At 47.2% G+C, this 16,470-nt stretch carries 15 protein-coding genes; 2 read left to right on the top strand and 13 right to left on the bottom strand.

Annotation, left to right across the window (positions count from 1 at the left end; all coding sequences use genetic code 11):
- Window positions 1-16: 16 nt before the first annotated feature.
- Window positions 17-3,064 carry a chemotaxis protein CheB gene (locus AB1552_09860; GenBank protein MEW6054075.1) on the bottom strand — a complete coding sequence of 1,016 codons (3,048 nt, stop codon included), beginning with the start codon at window positions 3,062-3,064 and terminating at the stop codon, window positions 17-19.
- A gap of 454 nt (window positions 3,065-3,518) precedes the next feature.
- On the opposite strand from AB1552_09860, the gene AB1552_09855 reads away from it, so the two are divergent.
- Window positions 3,519-6,197: an AMP-binding protein gene (locus AB1552_09855; GenBank protein MEW6054074.1), complete on the top strand. Its 2,679-nt coding sequence runs from the start codon at window positions 3,519-3,521 to the stop codon at window positions 6,195-6,197.
- Here AB1552_09855 and AB1552_09850 read toward each other — a convergent pair.
- From AB1552_09850 to AB1552_09820, 7 genes are all read right to left on the bottom strand, one after another.
- Window positions 6,180-6,848, bottom strand: a complete 669-nt coding sequence (locus tag AB1552_09850; protein MEW6054073.1) for an HAD family hydrolase — start codon at window positions 6,846-6,848, stop codon at window positions 6,180-6,182. The two genes, AB1552_09855 and AB1552_09850, sit on opposite strands and share 18 nt — an antisense overlap.
- 146 nt (window positions 6,849-6,994) lie before the next feature.
- Window positions 6,995-9,283 carry a hypothetical protein gene (locus AB1552_09845; GenBank protein MEW6054072.1) on the bottom strand — a complete coding sequence of 763 codons (2,289 nt, stop codon included), beginning with the start codon at window positions 9,281-9,283 and terminating at the stop codon, window positions 6,995-6,997.
- Window positions 9,284-9,476: 193 nt separating this feature from the next.
- Window positions 9,477-10,067: a DUF4337 domain-containing protein gene (locus AB1552_09840; protein MEW6054071.1), complete on the bottom strand. Its 591-nt coding sequence runs from the start codon at window positions 10,065-10,067 to the stop codon at window positions 9,477-9,479.
- A gap of 64 nt (window positions 10,068-10,131) precedes the next feature.
- Window positions 10,132-11,322, bottom strand: a complete 1,191-nt coding sequence (locus AB1552_09835; protein ID MEW6054070.1) for an MFS transporter — start codon at window positions 11,320-11,322, stop codon at window positions 10,132-10,134.
- Window positions 11,319-11,870 carry an HDIG domain-containing metalloprotein gene (locus AB1552_09830; GenBank protein MEW6054069.1) on the bottom strand — a complete coding sequence of 184 codons (552 nt, stop codon included), beginning with the start codon at window positions 11,868-11,870 and terminating at the stop codon, window positions 11,319-11,321. The genes AB1552_09835 and AB1552_09830 overlap by 4 nt, the downstream gene beginning before the upstream one ends.
- Window positions 11,867-12,157 (bottom strand): hypothetical protein, encoded by a 291-nt coding sequence (locus AB1552_09825; GenBank protein ID MEW6054068.1) that lies wholly within the window; start codon window positions 12,155-12,157, stop codon window positions 11,867-11,869. The genes AB1552_09830 and AB1552_09825 overlap by 4 nt, the downstream gene beginning before the upstream one ends.
- 145 nt (window positions 12,158-12,302) lie before the next feature.
- The gene (locus AB1552_09820) at window positions 12,303-13,298 is read right to left on the bottom strand and encodes a chromate resistance protein ChrB domain-containing protein (GenBank protein ID MEW6054067.1); all 996 of its coding nucleotides are present in this window, start codon (window positions 13,296-13,298) and stop codon (window positions 12,303-12,305) included.
- 83 nt (window positions 13,299-13,381) lie between these two features.
- Between AB1552_09820 and AB1552_09815 the strand changes: the two genes are divergently transcribed.
- Entirely contained in the window at window positions 13,382-13,546 is a 165-nt protein-coding gene (locus tag AB1552_09815; protein ID MEW6054066.1) for an SDR family NAD(P)-dependent oxidoreductase, read from the top strand.
- Window positions 13,547-13,704: 158 nt separating this feature from the next.
- Here AB1552_09815 and AB1552_09810 read toward each other — a convergent pair whose 3' ends face one another.
- The 5 genes from AB1552_09810 to AB1552_09790 form a co-directional block, all read right to left on the bottom strand.
- Window positions 13,705-14,547: an OmpA family protein gene (locus AB1552_09810; GenBank protein MEW6054065.1), complete on the bottom strand. Its 843-nt coding sequence runs from the start codon at window positions 14,545-14,547 to the stop codon at window positions 13,705-13,707.
- A gap of 118 nt (window positions 14,548-14,665) precedes the next feature.
- Window positions 14,666-14,935 (bottom strand): PilZ domain-containing protein, encoded by a 270-nt coding sequence (locus AB1552_09805; GenBank protein ID MEW6054064.1) that lies wholly within the window; start codon window positions 14,933-14,935, stop codon window positions 14,666-14,668.
- Between the two features lie 47 nt (window positions 14,936-14,982).
- On the bottom strand, window positions 14,983-15,429 hold the full coding sequence (locus tag AB1552_09800; GenBank protein MEW6054063.1) for a DUF5658 family protein: 447 nt from the start codon (window positions 15,427-15,429) through the stop codon (window positions 14,983-14,985).
- 111 nt (window positions 15,430-15,540) lie between these two features.
- Window positions 15,541-15,963, bottom strand: coding sequence for an exosortase H-associated membrane protein (locus AB1552_09795; protein ID MEW6054062.1), 423 nt, complete (start codon window positions 15,961-15,963; stop codon window positions 15,541-15,543).
- Window positions 15,964-16,090: 127 nt separating this feature from the next.
- Window positions 16,091-16,357 carry an exosortase/archaeosortase family protein gene (locus AB1552_09790; protein ID MEW6054061.1) on the bottom strand — a complete coding sequence of 89 codons (267 nt, stop codon included), beginning with the start codon at window positions 16,355-16,357 and terminating at the stop codon, window positions 16,091-16,093.
- Window positions 16,358-16,470: the final 113 nt, after the last annotated feature.

Raw genomic sequence — 16,470 nt, 5'->3', positions numbered from 1 at the left:
TCTCTTTCTCTCTCTCTTATCCCGATACTTCTGTCTGTTCTTTTCCTGTAATATCCTCAATAGCAAGGAGGATAAGTTTTCTCTGGTCTGCCTGATCGATCATACGTGCATTGAGAAGCATGGTCTTCTGTCCAATGACCGGGAAATGGTAATCGACTTTGAAGTCACTGAATGTATTCTCCCTCGGAACAACCTCCTCCAGGAGTTCGCGAAGCTTTGGCATATTCCATTGGCCGTTTCCGAGATTGTAGACAAGGATATTTTCTGTCTCTTCCGGAGTGGTCCTGAATTTCTTATAGAAGGATTTGTTGGCTGATACTACTTTCAGCCTTTCATCAAGGACCACAAGGGGATCACGCACGGTATCCACGATGCTCTCCGTATACTTCAGTGCAGATTCTCTCATCTGCTCTGCCTTCCTGAGCCTTGTAATATCCATGAACGTGATCACAACTCCGTCAATGATTTTCTCAGTCGTTCGGTAGGGTAGTATGTGCATCGAATACCAGTTGCCGTTTTCGGTCTGCAGCACGGACTCTCTTTTTTGCAAATCCTTCAGCACTGTCCGGACGTCCTGGGAAATATTGACCAAAGGGATTTTTGAAGTGATATCGCTGATAGGACGGCCTATATCTGTCTGGACAAGGTTAAAGAATTGCGTAATAGCAGGGGTGAACCGCTTTATCCTGAGATCGCTGTTCAGGAAGATGGTCCCTATGTCTGTGCTGGCCAGAAGGTTGTCGATATCGCTGTTGGCCTGCAGCAAAGCTTCTATCTTGTCCTGAAGTTCTGAGTTTACCGTAACCAGTTCCTCGTTTGTCGATTGCAGCTCCTCCTTGGAGGTTGCCAGTTCTTCATTGGTACTCTGTAATTCCTCATTGGTAGACTGCAGTTCCTCATTTGCCGACCTCAGTTCTTCGTTGGTTGTCTGCACCTGCTCAATGGTCGCCTGAAGATACTCTTTTGTTGACTGAAGCTCTTTTTCGAGGCTTGCCACCCTCAGGTCAATTCTTGAAGCCCCGGCAGTCTTTCTCTTCTTTAAACCCTTTTCTGGAGGAGGCGCTTTTTCTTCAAATATGACCATCCTTATTGTCTGCTTCAGGGTCGACTGAGGAATTGCACGTACTACCACCTCAACGGTCTGATATCCTTCTTTCTGTTTTATCTGGAGCGTTTCGCGGACGACTGCCTTTTTTTGCTTGGCGGCTTTCTGGAGCACTGCACTGAGCTGGTACCGAAGGCCTTCGCGCGCCATTGCGATAAGGTTAAAGCTTGGCTCACCGGATGGCGGCGTCAGATAACGATCGGTTGCACCCTGAAAATAGAGGACAGTATTTTTCTCATCGATGAAAACGCTGGGAGGGGCATACTCGTCAAGGACAAGCCTTTCTGCAATCTCCCGTACATTCATCTCTTTGAGCACAGGCTCTTCCGGCGTTTTTAGGTATGCCGGATGAGCCTCCTCAGGCAGCGCATGGAGATAATCCTGTACTTTCCCGGCAGCAATTCCTTTGCGCTGGAATATCTTCCACTTTACATCAACCGATGTAAATAAACCGCTGAATCCCCCTATGCTTTCTGAAGAACCCAGGAAAAGATATCCCCTTTGGGTTAAGGTGTAGTGGAATAAGGGGATTATCTTTTTCTGGAGCACTGCATCCATGTAGATCAGTACATTCCTGCAACTGACCAGGTCAAGTTTTGAAAAGGGAGGGTCTGAGATGAGGTTCTGGACCGCAAAGACTACCATGTCGCGTATCGTTTTCTTGACCCTGTATGCTTTGTCTTCTTTTATAAAGTATCGTTCCAGCCACTTTTTGGGCATATCCATTGCGATGCCCTCGGGGAATCGGGCAGTACGGGCTTGTTCGATAGTATCTTTGTTTATATCTGTGGCAAATATCTGGACATTCAGATGCTTTTTCAGCCTGTCCATGGCCTCCTGAAAAAGCATGGCCAGCGAGAAGGCTTCTTCACCGGTGGCACAGCCCGGAACCCAGATCCGTACTGAAGAATCGGGCTTCTTGTCTTTTACAATAGCCGGGATAATCTTTTTCCCAAGGACTTCAAATGCTTCAGGATCCCTGAAAAAACTGGTCACTTCGATAATCAGGTCTTTGAACAGGGCATCAATTTCGGCAGGTGTCTCCTGAAGATACCGGACATAATTCCGCATATCGGCGATATTGTGAAGTGCCATGCGACGTTCTATTCTGCGGTGCGTGGTACTTTGTTTGTAATGCCTGAAATCATAGCTGGTTCTGGATCTTACAAGCATTAGTACTTTCTCAAGAGCAGCCAGGTGTTCAGTGCTGATACCAATCTTATATCCGCTTACATAGGGCTGTTTTATATATTTGAGCAGTTCCTTCGGCATTTGTTCTACCGGCAGAACAGAGTCCACAAGGCCGGTTTCTATGGCACTCCTTGGCATACTTTCATATTGTGCCTGTTCAGGACTCTGAACCATAACCATGCCGCCTGTGCCTTTGATCTCCTTGAGCCCCAGGGTTCCGTCTGATCCGCTCCCGGAAAGGATGACGCAGATAGCTTTGTTGCCCTGATCTTCAGCCAGAGAGCGGAAAAAGTGGTTAATCGGCAGCCTGACCCGCTGAGTCTCTACAGGGTCTGTTAAATGGAACTTGCCGTTGAAGATTCCGATATCCTTATCCGGTTGATTCAGATACACGGAGTTGGGCTCAAGTGTTAACCCGTCCTCTGCTTGCAGGATCCTCATTGGAGTATGCCTTTTCAGAAGTTCATCCATGAGACTTTTGTGCTTCGGATCCAAATGCTGGATAATGACAAAGGCAATGCCTGCATTCGGCGGCATATGGGTAAAAAAAGCTCCCAGTGCCTCCAACCCGCCTGCTGAGGCGCCTATGCCGACAACAGGAAATTCCGAAATTGGTTTTGTTTCTTTTGATGCAGGGGGTTGTGATTTTGATCGATCATTCAGTTCCCTGTGTTTCAAAGGACTGACTTTTGCAGATTTCTTCTTAGGCTGAGTTCCTTTCGAGACAGAAACTCTCTGTCTGACCGAAGCAGCTTTTTTCTTGCCCATTGCTGTACCCTTTAGCTTAGAGAGTATCAAAAATCATATTTAAATACAACGGGCCTTGTTTCTGTACAGTTGGGATATGCGTTCAACCTAAAATAGGATATGTAGTTTCTGTTTAAGCTTTGCTATAAATTTCCATTCCTCAGATATATTAAAAGAAGGCAGATGCACCGTTCACCTTATCCACTTCGATAAGAAAAGCTCCGAGAGAATTAATCTAATCTTCATATCTGGCGCAGCGGCTTCACACGTTATTCGAAATTTTGCCTTTGAAGCTGATACCCGAAAAGCAACTGTAGTAGGTGACATACGCAGTGAGCCGCAGCAATCATCCCATTTCTCACAGAAGATCGCCGGGGTTACGGCAACAGATTGAAATTGCCGGGCTTCTGGCAGTCTGACAGGCACGCAAAAGCCGCATTGCTATTTCGGACAGGTTTTCGGATAATGAATACAGATGAGGAAAGTCATTCCTGAACTACTGGGCGAAGCAGCGGAAAAATCAAAGGATACCCCTGCGGTCAATTATTTTCAAGAAGGCTGGGTGACAATCACCTACGGCGAACTCATGCAGAACACCAAACGCATCGCATCGCATCTTATGCAGAGTGGCATCGTGAAGGGTGACCGGGTTGCGATCCTTTCCGAAAACAGGCACGAATGGTGTACAGGATACCTTTCCGCATCCCTTGCAGGCGCCGTGGCAGTACCGATTGATGCCCAGCTCGGCCCTGAGGAGATACATACCCTCCTTGCCGATTCAGAATCGAAGGCGGTTTTTCACAGCGCAAAAACCAAGGATACCCTGTTCGGGGCACTGAATATCCTCCCTGCTCCGTTTTCTCCTGTCACGATAAATTTTGATGATGCCCGCTTCATTGACATATGCAAAACTTCTCCTCTGGAAGGATATCCCGGGATCGCAGGGGAAGATGTCGCCTCTCTCATTTATACTTCCGGCACGACCGGCAAACCAAAAGGAGTTCTTCTCACGCATGAGAACTTTATTGCTGATGCAGATGCCATAGGTCAGATCGGGATTATCGAGCCCGGCGACAACTTCATTGCGATTCTCCCGTACCACCATACATACCCTTTCATGGGGAACTTCATCCTGCCTCTTTCTCTGGGTCTCACCGTCACTTTCCCGCCAAGCCTGAAGGGACCGGAACTTCTGGCTACGATTCGGGAAAAGGGGGTGACCATCCTCGTCGGCGTACCCCAGTTGCTCGAACTGATACGGAATGGCATTCTCAACAGGATCAGGCAGCTTCCCGGCCCCCTGCCGGGGATAATGCTCCGTGTGCTGAAACTCTGCGGAGGAATCAGAAAAGCAGCGGGAATGAATGCCGGCAAGGTGATATTCAAATCCGCGCACAGGGCGCTCGGCAGCCAGTTCAGGTTCTTTGCGTCCGGCGGCGCAAAACTGAACCCTGAGGTGATGCAGGATCTCGAGGCGCTCGGATTCACCGTTCTCGAAGGCTATGGCCTTACAGAAACTGCGCCGGTGGTTACCTTTAACAGTCCCCGCCTCAGGAGAAAACCCGGGTCTATCGGCAAACAGCTCCCTTCGGTCGAAATAAAGATCATCAGTCCCGAAACCGGCGAAGAGGCGGGGGTACATGAGGAGGGAGAGATAGTAATAAAGGGCCCTATGGTCATGAAGGGCTACTACAAGAACCCGGAGGCAACCGCGCAGGTGCTCAGAGAAGGCTGGTTTGCAAGCGGCGACCTCGGATACAAAGATGAGGAAGGATATATTTTCGTCACCGGAAGACTGAAAGAAGTGATTGTCCTGAGTTCAGGGAAGAACATTTATCCGGAAGAAGTTGAAAAACAGTACCTGAAAGTTCCACTCATAAAAGAGATATGTGTGATGGGGATTGGGGAGAAAGGGCTCGTTGAGTCGCTCCACGCCGCGATTGTCCCGGACTTTGAATATGCGAAGAAGGCGCAGATCGGGAATCTCCAGGAGACACTCAAATGGGAGATTCACAATATCTCACTCCGCCTCCCCCAGTACATGAGGATAAGGGGATACACCGTCCAGACTGACCCTCTGCCAAGGACCCCTCTGGGAAAGCTCAGGAGGTTTATGGTTAAAGATATGACTTCGGCGCGGGGAAAAGAAACGAAAGTGAAGGAAGAAGACAAAACGCTTATGCAGGATGCCGTGGGCAGCAAGGTTGTCGAATGTCTGACACCGCTGCTGAAAGAAAAGGTCCGGATTCAGTCGTCGGACAACCTTGAACTCGATCTCGGGCTTGATTCCTTAGCAAGAATTGAGCTGATAGTGACCCTTGAAAAGGCTTTTTCCCTGAAACTCCCTGAAACCCTGATCGCAGAGGTGCAGACGGTCGAAGAGCTTGTGAGGAAGATAAAGGAATTCGGGACAGGAGGTCTCCGAGACATTCGGGAGAAGCCCCTGTGGAGAGATATCCTGCGGACAGAACCGGACATTGAAGAACAGAAAAAGGCAGGCCTTGAGCATTCCTTCCCGGACTGGATGATTACACGAGCCGGACTTGCGCTTATCCGGTTCCTTGCCAAGGCAGGTTTCAGGCTGACAGGCAGGGGTCTTGAGAATGTGCCTGAAAAGGGACCGTATATCATTGCCCCGAATCATGCAAGCTTCCTCGATGCATTCTGCATCGGTTCCGTGCTCCCTGCCAGGGCATTCCGGGACCTCTATTCCCTTGGTATTCAGAAATACTTCACCGGCAAAACAGGAGGGGTGTTTGCAAGACTTGCCCATGTCATTCCCGTTGATCAGGAATTATACCTCAATAAGGCCCTGCAGATGTCGTCGTATGTGCTGGGGAAAGGGAAATCGCTCCTGATATTCCCTGAAGGAGGCCGGTCCTTCGACGGGGGACTGCTGGAGTTCAAGAAGGGGGTCGGCATACTTGCTATCGAATTGAATGTCCCTGTTGTGCCGGCATATATCAAAGGTTCGTTTGAGGCTTTGCCACGCAACGCAGTATGGCCACGGTTTACAAAAATCGAGGTCATGTTCGGGAGGCCTTTTCATGCTTCAAGTTTAGATATGACGAAGAAGCCCGAACAACTGGATGCATATCAATTCTTTGTCAATGAGGCAAGAAAAAGAGTCGAAGAGTTACAGGATCTGAAGTAGTGAATTCTGGTCCGACAGGTCCTCCACAACATAGTCTGCACCGGCATCCCTCAGCGCTTCAGCAGAATACGGGCCAGTCGCTACCGCAAAACAGGCAGCACCATGAATCTTCGCACATTCCACATCACGGGGGGTATCTCCCACCACAAGGCATTCTTCAATCTGAATTGTGTGAGAGGTCAACTCCTGATAGCGGCTGACTGCAACGGGCAGGAGCATATTCCTGTCCTCATCATCGCTCCCGAACGCACCCGAGGGAAAATATCTGTTCAGGCCAAATGGCTCAAGTTTTATTCTTGCACCCCTTTCGATGTTGCCGGTAAGAAGGCCGAGGGCAATACCGTGCACCGTGCGCAGCTTTTCAAGCGTCTCGCAGATACCCGGTTTGATCGTCTTCCGGTTATTCTGTATCTCCGACTCGAGATGTCTGAGATAGCTTTCTGTGACCAGATCCAGATTGCCGTCCGCAGACAGCCCGTGCTTTATCAGCCCTTCACGCATGATGGAAGGGTCGGTTTTTCCGGCCATGCTGATGCCGTAAAATCCGTTCTCTATTGAGAACAATTCCCTGAGCGCAAGATCGAGGGCACGCACTCCCGCCCCTCCTGAATCAATCAGTGTGCTGTCTATGTCGAAGAGTATGAGACGCATGGATTATTGTACCCTTAAAATCGAAGAATATTCATCCTTTTCATTTTTTCTCCGGCAGATAAATGTTTTATGTCATTCCTGCAGGCAGGGTGCGCCGGGAATTCTTCAGAATCTGACGGATGACATGCCTCTCCCGGCACATTTTTTCAATCGCCTTTCTCGAGTTCCTTCAGAAAGGTGTCATTGCACATAAGATCGAGAATTATTTTTGAAACACTCTTCATGATATCTGAAACCAGATCCCCCCGATCAGTTTTTTTCAGATCATTGAAAATAACCATAGAATGCAGAAAAATACCGGTCTCCCAGGAACGCTTGATAAAGTCCCGTCGTTGGTCGGTAACTTTTTGTTGCCTGAGAAAATTACGCAACACATCGGCATCCATATTGATGTAAATGTCAACTCCTCCGGCATTCCCACTCGGTACGACCCTGGCAATATCTTCTCCGTTCCAGCATGTCCCGTCCTCTTTTCTTATATCGTCCCATGACCTATAGCCTGCCCGCTTATTCCTGTATACCAGAATTGGTTCTGGCAATTTATAATCTTTTCTTTTTGGTGTTTTCTTCACAGGTGGCCAGGTTTTTTCCGGCTCGACCTCGGGCATGTATTCGACTTCAAATTCAATCAAAAGGGGATCATCATAGGGCCTTGTCAGCAGCGCGATTAGTTTCCTTATGGCGCCCACCCGGGCAGTTTTTGACGGTATAATTTTTGCGGTTATTCTCCCATTCCATAAATGACAGGATTTCATTACATCGGGATAGATGATAAAAGATCCCCGTTCGGCCTCCCTGCTGAAATAGTCGTTTGCTGCATCGGTCTCGAACAACACCCTCGAATATGCATTAATAGGCATTTGTTTCCTTTCATGACCGATTATCTTGAAATACGTGGGAATTGCATTGCCTTCAAATTCCTTTCTGTCGGTTATGCCTGCTTCTTTCAGGTCTTGAATGTTGCCTCCAACCCCAAGGTAATGCAGAATTGTCTTGTTCTTTTTTATTAACTTGGAGACGACACCTTCCAGAAACTTCGCATCCTTCGGATTCTTAGCAATCTGATGTTCCCGCCGGTATTGATTCAGCTGTTTAAGTCCCTCGTGTCTGCTGAGTTCCTCTGCCAATATCAATTCAATCTCCTTGGACATTTCCGTATCCCGCATACGGTCTCTTGACGGCATGAATATCTTTTCCCTGATATTCGTATCGACATCGGTGCAGTCGATATGAACCAGCATATAATCAGATAGATAATGGAGATTTGCCTTTGTTCTTAGAAAAGAACGGCCTATTGTAGCGTGCGTCTGTCCGTTTATAGTAAAAAAGAGCGCTTCACCAGAAGAAGCAAATTCATCTTTAACCGTACCTTCCTTGAAGACAGTCACTTCAATAATCCTTTTCCCGAATTTCCCGAGTTCTGCGATTATCGGGATGATCGGCGGACAATTGTCTTCGATACTCTGGCTATCATTCTTCATGATCCTTGTCCTGTTGCCCACGAGAATCTTGGAAGGGCTGTGGCCTTTGAATTTTCTTGTTTCATGGAGCGTGATGGGAAGAACCGGAAAATGCAAAACCCTGTTCAATTCCCGCCATAAATCCAAAGTTATTTGAGAAGGACTTGGGAGATAATAATTGTAAAGCTTTATTAAAGTGCCTGATTCCAGAAATTCATTCTCGGGAAGTATCGATAAAGGTTCCCCTAGGAAAAATGCTATTTCGCCACTATCGTTAACTGAATATTCATACCATGAATTTTTGTACTCACTGCTCGTTGCAAGGTGAAGTCTTACCAGAGCAAATCCCCATCTGTCATACTGGCCTTTTCCAAGCAATGCCGGAGTCCTTCTCGAAAGAATGAGCTGATAGTTGTATTCTCCGCAATTCGGTAATACACCGCTGCCGCCCATATTGTATTTCCCCTGAACAAAGAGAATCTTGTTTTTATTGCCTCGGTGGAGAGAAAGAAATGTGTGTTCAAAGTCGTCAGGATGTTGTCCTTCCCCCCGGTCAGCTATGAGAAGGTTTGGTCTCTTTCTTTCGCCTTCTGCAATAATATGGATATTCCCGGCAAGTCTTCTTCTTTCGTTATCTGCAAGATCAGAAAAATTTCCGCTCTTGATACCGAAGAACAGTTCTACTGCCTCCTTCATCGTCTTCGGGGCCTTGTTGCTTTCAGGGTTAATCCCCCGCAGCTTACACTCCTTGAGAAGAAGGGCATCAATGGAATTTATGGGCTTTTCAGCCAAAGCTGCAATAGGATTTTTTGCCTGATTATTGATTGTATTGAAATTGCTTTCATACCCTCCGTAAGGTTTCCAGTTTTTTTCGTTCGCCAGCAGAGGATCCGACTCGATAATTCTGTGAACGTCGTTTTCCGACCGTGCACTAAAAAGCTGTATGAAGAGTTTTTTTGAAGATGATTCATCCATAATTGTTTTTAGTATCCAAGTCTCGACCTCAATTGAGTTGTGCTTATCTGAAAACCGGGCCTTTTTGCAGTCCGGTCAATCGCTGCCTTATGTTCCCCAATTATATGGCTTCATTTTATATGTACGACAATAACGTGGTCAATAAGGTAGGATGCCCCGGACCTCCCGGTAGTGCACTGACGACACTTCTCCTTCACACTATCATTCCATAGATAAATACTGCAGCCCCCGTACTGCCGACCGCCATCGCAAATATCCAGAACCTTACGCTCTTCATAAGTGCAGCCACTGAAGCGAGTGCAATAGCAATCTGAAATGCGGTAACGCTATAGGTGAGAATATGGTGTTTCCTTAAATAGTATGAACTCTCTTTGCTTTTGTTGACGGCGGTGTTCTCGTAATGTTTCGCCTGCTTTGCAATCTCTTCCTGCTGTTGTTCGTATTTTGCGACGAACCCTTCATATTCTGTTTTTTTCTTTGGCTGAACTTCACCCCCAACGCGATAAATATTTTCCTTGATGCTCTTCGCCTGATAATAACTCCACATATTTGACGCATGGGTTTGATTGAGGATTTCCTCGTTTTTTGCGATAAGCATCTTCGATGTCATGAGTGTTTCTTGGAGGCCCGCTATGGCGCCCAATACAGCGAGGATTGCTGTGCTTAGCGCAAGGTATGGAAAAAAGCGAAATTTTTCATGGTCTTTTCCGTTACTCGGTTCTTCCATTGAATGAAGAGCCTCTCCTGCTTTTTCAACCGTTTCCTGCAACTGTTCCTTATGCATTCCTGTTCCCTCCGCTTTTTGCCGGAAATGCCAGTAGCCGCATACCCGGTTTCCTCTCTTTTTCTTACCCCTTTTGAAAATCATACAAGGCTGATCTGCCGGCATGCATCAGAAATATCAGTGCCAGTGTTGCGAGCAATGCCGCAGCAACAAGAAACGCCTTTTCAAACCCGTACATCGCCGCCACAATCCCTGCGACAATCGGTCCGGTCGTATGTCCGATATCCATGATCGACCCCAGTATGCCCATGGCAGATCCCCGTCCTTCGCTTTTGCTGAGGTCTGCGATAAGGGCCGAGGTTGCTGCCGTGACAATCGAAAGGCTGAGTCCGATGAAAATGCTTACTGTGAGGAACCATACAAACCCCTGCACAAAAGCAAGTAGTCCCATACATACCGCACCGAGCAAGGCCCCGAAAAAAATTTGTGGTTTTCTGCCATGCATATCAGAGAATCTCCCCATCGACGGCCTTGTCAGTGCAAGCGTGATAATCTGTACCGAAAGAAAGATTCCCACCTCAGCGGTAGTAAATCCTGATTTTAACGCATACAGAGGGAGAAAGGTCTCGAATGTGCCGTAAAGAAACAGTATTGCTGCTTCAACAGCGCTGGTGATAATGATTGCCCTTGAGGTAATCACCGCTTTAAACGTCTCCCATGAGCCCTGCCAGCTTTTTCCTGTGGCATGCTGTTCCGTTCCCCGGGGGATATGAAGCGCTATCAGAAACGTCGCAATACCCGCAACGCTGCATACTATGTATACTGCGGTGAATTGAAACGAACCATAAACAGCCATTGCGCTTATTATACCGCCCCCGGCAAGCGGAGCAGCAAAACGTCCAAGAAGCGTTGCAGTTGAAAACCAACCCATTTTTTCTCCACGCTCTTTTTGAAACAACTCCGAAACAAGGGCCATGCTGATCGGAGTAAAAATCGCTGTTGCAAGACCGTGGTAAAGACGCACAATTGCCAGCTGCCAAATGTGTGTGACCACAAGATAGGAAAACGGAGCCGAGACGAATATGAGCGACGAGATAAGAAGCATTCTTCTCTTGCCGAAACGGTCTGCCAGTATGCCGGCAGGAATGCTGAATACCACACCCGTGAAGGCCGACATCGCAGCCACCAGACCAACACGGGCGGGGTCTCCTCCAAGATGAGTCGCAAACAATGGCAGCACCGGGCTCTTTGCGATCACCGCGCTGAAGATTGCAGTGAAACCGGTCGCGCAGAGTATCCGGAACGGGGTGATCATTCTTTTATCAGAGATTGTATTTCTGCATGATAGCCGAGATACCTGTTCAGTGTCCTCTCATTCTTCCCATATTTTTCATATGCCCTCAGTATCTCTTCGAACCTCCGTTCTGCCTCGCGTTCATCTCCTCCGATATCCACGATCCCTTCAGTGATAATATCCACCAGCCTGTCTGCATAGATGACAATCTTCTCTTCGAGTGTTTTGAGTGCATAATCTTTCACCGGTAGGCCAAGCTCCCTGGCTTCTTCTTCCGTGAGTCCTCCCCTTATATGTTTCTCCATGATATCGGTAACCGATTTTGGCAGCCCAAGATCCCTGCCCATCTCAGCGCCGATCTTTCCATGTTCGATGGCATGGGTGACCGCTTTGCCGAGATCATGAAACAGGGCTCCCCTGCCGACAAGGTCCATGTCGAGTTTCTGACCGGTTCTTCTGGCAATTTCAAGCGCCTTTTCCCCGACCTTGATACTGTGTTGTATATCTTCCTCAGGCACCCCTGCTTTCCTCAGGAGATCTTTGTCCGAATCCTGAATCCGATAGTTCATTTCTCCTCCTTTACCCCGAAGTACGCGAGCGTCTCCTTCATTGCCTTTTCGAGGTCATGAAGGATATGATCGAACTTCGCTCTCACATCATCATGAATATGCCGGAGATATTCCTGCAGCCCCTTTTCACCATATTTCGCCCTGATCATCTCTCCATATTCATGAATCTTTGTGATGTCATGCCGTTCTGGCTTTTTTTCAGGGTCGTCGATCCACTGATGAAGCTCCCTGAAGTCCTCTCCCGTTCTCTCTGCACTTATTTTCAAATGTTTTTCTACCGGTGGCATGGTATTCTCCTTTCCTTTTTCAAGAGTGATGTGTTCGCACCCTCTTCGGCTTTTTCAGTCAGCACACATGCTGCTGAAACTGTTGTCGTCCATAATCCAAGAACACTCTCACGTGCTTTCTCCGCGTTATGTACACATGTCCCTGTCATTTATGTTTTGAGACGTAAAGCATCTCAAAAATAGCCATTCCTTTTTCCAGTGATTCATGGTCATCCTCTGTCGTTCTCCTTATCCCTGAGAGAATATCCTCGATCCCCTTTGCTTCAGGAGTCCGGAATTTATCATCTTTCATATCCAGCTCATGCACGATTTCTGCCATCTTCCTCAGGGCCTTATTTTTCAGACCGAACGATTTTATCAGCACCTCGAAGGTGCACAGGTCTCCCGAATGGGTAAATCTGCCTCCGCGAATATCGAAGGCAACCACATCTTGTGCCATAGCCTGAAGGTCCTGTTCGTCAATAAAGGCAAAAGAAGGTTTTTTGTCGATAAATTTCTTCACAAGCCATGCCGACGCAAATCTGTCCACAAATGGTTTTTTACGGGTGACCCATGTTTTGCCCTGATACTCTTCAATGTGCGCAGGGGATAGCCTTGCCGCATGATTTTTTATTGCAGTCCCCGTGATACTGTTGAGCCCCGTGAGAATTTCCTCCAATCTTTTTTCAATTTGATGCCCTCTTTCAGAGGCAAAGAAGTCTGTTTTCTTTATGTCTTCGAAAGACTTCTGACACTTCCTGATTTGTTTGGGAATATCTTTCTTGTTTTGTGAAGCCCCCCCTATCCTTATGCCGGCCATTTTTCTTTCTATTTCTTCAATGTCCTCAAGAATGCGCCGATACTCGATCCCCCTGTTTTCATTGAAAAGTTTTATGATCTGCAGATTGTCGAATGCTTCAATTTTATCTGTTCTTAAGAAAGCAGCATCTCCCTTCAATGACGCAACCTCAGACATCAGCCATGAGAGAAATTCATAGTTATCTTCCGTGTCCGGCAAAATATAGACAGACCCTTTAAACAGCAATGCCCCCGCCTTCAGGAGTCTTCTCCAGATTGTTACCCTGTTTCTTACAGGCTTAGAGGGAATCGTATAGAAGAATACCAGCCATCTTATTTCGGATGCCGACTGAGCTTTTGCCATATATTGTGATCCTGATGTATTAAGTAACATATATTATTTTTGTAACATATGTTACTTATTTTGTCAAGAAAAATTGAACTCCCGTGAAGGCAGTTGATGAAGCCGTGAAGACCTTCGGAAAGATTGATATTCTCATCCATACTGCCGGGGTGGCAGTATGGACAACGCTGAAAAACCAGCGTCTTGCTGATATTGAAAACCAGATAAGGACTAACCTGGAAGGGCTTATGAAGATGACCCTGACATAACCAGCACGAGAATGACCGGATTTCAGGGCCGGCCCGCTGAACAGGTTGCCCAGATCGTATTCAATACCGCAGATGGCAAATACAGGAAATCATCAGGCAGTGATATCAACGTCTGGGATTATTACAAATCCTGATCTTCCGTGCCAGCTGCCAGGGAATTACTGGGCTACCAGTTCCACGCGGCGGTTTCTGGCTCTTCCCTCTTCCGTATTGTTGGACGCAACCGGCGACAGAGGCCCGACACCATTTGGCTTGAGCCTGCTCCCGTCAGCCCCGAACCTGCCCACAAGCGCTTTAACCACTGCATCGGCACGTGCCTGGGAAAGTTTCATATTATAATCGAATTCTCCGGCATTATCGGTGTGCCCGACAACATGAAGCATTATCTTCCGGTCCTGCGAAAGGAGTTTTGCGATTTCCCTGAGGGTTGAATCGGATTCAGGCTTTATTTCCGCTTTATTCGTATCAAAATAGATTCCGTAGATCGCAACCCTTCCCGTCTCACCGATGTCCCTGGACATGGACTGTGAGTCAGCGACCACCTCCTGCACCATTTCCTGCTGTTCAACAATTGCAAGGGTATAACAGTCTCCCCCGTTCCATGGTGTGACCTCCGCCCAGGTAACCGAGGACCCTCTCGTTACTTTCATATCGGCCTTACTGGAATTTTCGTGAATCACCTGTCCGCCGATCTTCTTAATCGCATTGGTATGATTCCGGATAATCTGGAGTTCGCTGGGGGCCAGCGCATCACTTTTAATGCAATAGCTGATGATATATGTGTGCCCTTCAACTGGAATTGTCTTGCCCTGCTGGTCGGTGAATTCATACCTGTCGAATGCTTTTTCTGTATAGCTGTCAATATAGGTATTCGGCATTCTGGAGAACATGGGGTGATCTTTGCTGCCACGGTCATCTTCCTGGCCCATGACAGGGGAATACAGCATCAGAAACGCACCTGCCAGAAAAAGAACTACTGCTATCCTTTGCGCGTTTTTCACAAACGTATACCTCCTTTACCGGACTTTCCTTAAATTCATTAATCGAGGCGAGAGTGCCCTTTTTCAGTAATTATATACCACGCAACCAGGGGTTGGGTATCATTACCCACAAGGGATTTCAGACAAATTCAAGCCCGACTGCAAAATAGTGACTGTTGAACTTTTCGACCCACCGGACTATTGCGGTTCTGGACAATGGCGAAGCACCGTTATTGATTATTATCTTCTGCTCTTTGTGCAAATAGTGCTTTGTGAGAAGGCAAACACCTGACTCGCTGGCGTTCGTGATAACGCCACTGAATGTATCATCTGCAGTTGATGATTCCAGAGTAAATTCTACAGTGGTAATCATGCTGCTGCGCCGGTGCCTTCTTCTTTCCAGTTGCATTAAGTGTCTCTCCGTACAATCAATGCGTCTTTTTCTCCCGTTGCTTCCTAAAACCGGGGGAAGAAGAGATGCATGATCCTCATCTGATACAGCACAACCCCAAAATACAGCAATAATGCCAATGCCAGTGAAACGCGCGTGACAGAGAAATGACTGAATACGCAGAAAATCAATATTGCTGCTGAAGTGAAAAGGAACTTTACACAGTAAAAAGTCGCGTTTCCGTATTCCAGATATGAAGCCATCACAGGGTTTGCCTCGAATATTATTTCTGCATCAAGCAGCTCGAGTGTCAGATATGCGTCAAGAACGCTCAGGAGCAACAGGAGCAGAACTGTTACGAGAAGACTGGGGCTGTAATGGTCAACAAAAAAATGTTTCTTCTGATCCGCTCTTCTCCTGATGGTCTTTCTCTGACCGGAAAGAAACGTATGTCTGCCCAGAAACGGCGCCGGTTGCCTTCTTCTGTCCGGGATAATTCTTCTCTCATCCATATCAGGCTTTCTGCTGCAGAAAGCAATAATCCTTGTTTTATTCTTGAAAATGCCTGGGATAAGGTCAATCCTACCGGAGTAGGGGGAGCGACGACCGAGGGGGAAAGCGGATTACCGGGATTCAGCCTTTCTGAATCTCAGAAAGATATACACCCCAATCAGAAAAGGGGCAACTCTGAGGAGCATCCTGCCTGAAAAACCCCAGAGGAATTTGTATGCTGCGAGACGGAACTCACTCACAGCCTCGATCCCCCTGTCCATGTACAACACCGTCAGCAGCAATGTGGCAAGAAAAAAAATATAGATAAAATGCACTGTAAACAGCATGAGAAGGCACTCAATACAGGCTCTCAGTCTCCTCTGTATGAATGGGAAAAGAGATGCCAGAACAGACAGGGTTAAGGGAACATTAAACGTATAATGAGACTTGTCGACTTTTGCAGAAAGAAGGGCATTTTTCATTGTCAGCGGAGTGAATTTTATATAAATTACCGAATCCCGTCTCATTATATCCGTCAGCTCTGTATTCTTCATCGCAGTGACCACTTTCAGTGTAACAAAGGTGATAACGTAGGAATACGAGTCTTCAATCTGCTTCCATAATACTAGGATGACAACATACGAAATAAAAAATATAAGGACGGCCCTGATGACTGGGGACTTAGGAAAAAGATGTTTTAGATTTATTTGCATAGTTCAGGTAAAGGAAAAAAATGCCGAGAGACAGAGCGATCATGATGCCCTGCCCCACATAGATATGGAGATAGTCAAACAGGCTTTTATCATACTGCTCTGCATACACCAGTGCCAGTACCCTGAGGATATTGAAAAACTGGATTACAAAGAACCCAATGAAGATGCCGGCAAGTTTCTTTTTCCAGCCGGCAGGAAAAACCAGAACTGCACCGGAATAGATTGTGCACGCCATGAGTTAATGATACCGAAATCAGAAAAAACTGGGTAACACTTTTCCATTCAGGGTCACGGTTACAAAACCTTTCTTATTCAGCCAGGCCTCGACGGCAATACGCCAGGCCGCCT

The sequence above is a fragment of the Nitrospirota bacterium genome (assembly GCA_040754395.1).
In the GTDB taxonomy this organism is placed as follows: Bacteria; Nitrospirota; Thermodesulfovibrionia; order Thermodesulfovibrionales; family SM23-35; genus JBFMCL01.
This window is presented reverse-complemented; position numbering and strand designations above follow the sequence as displayed.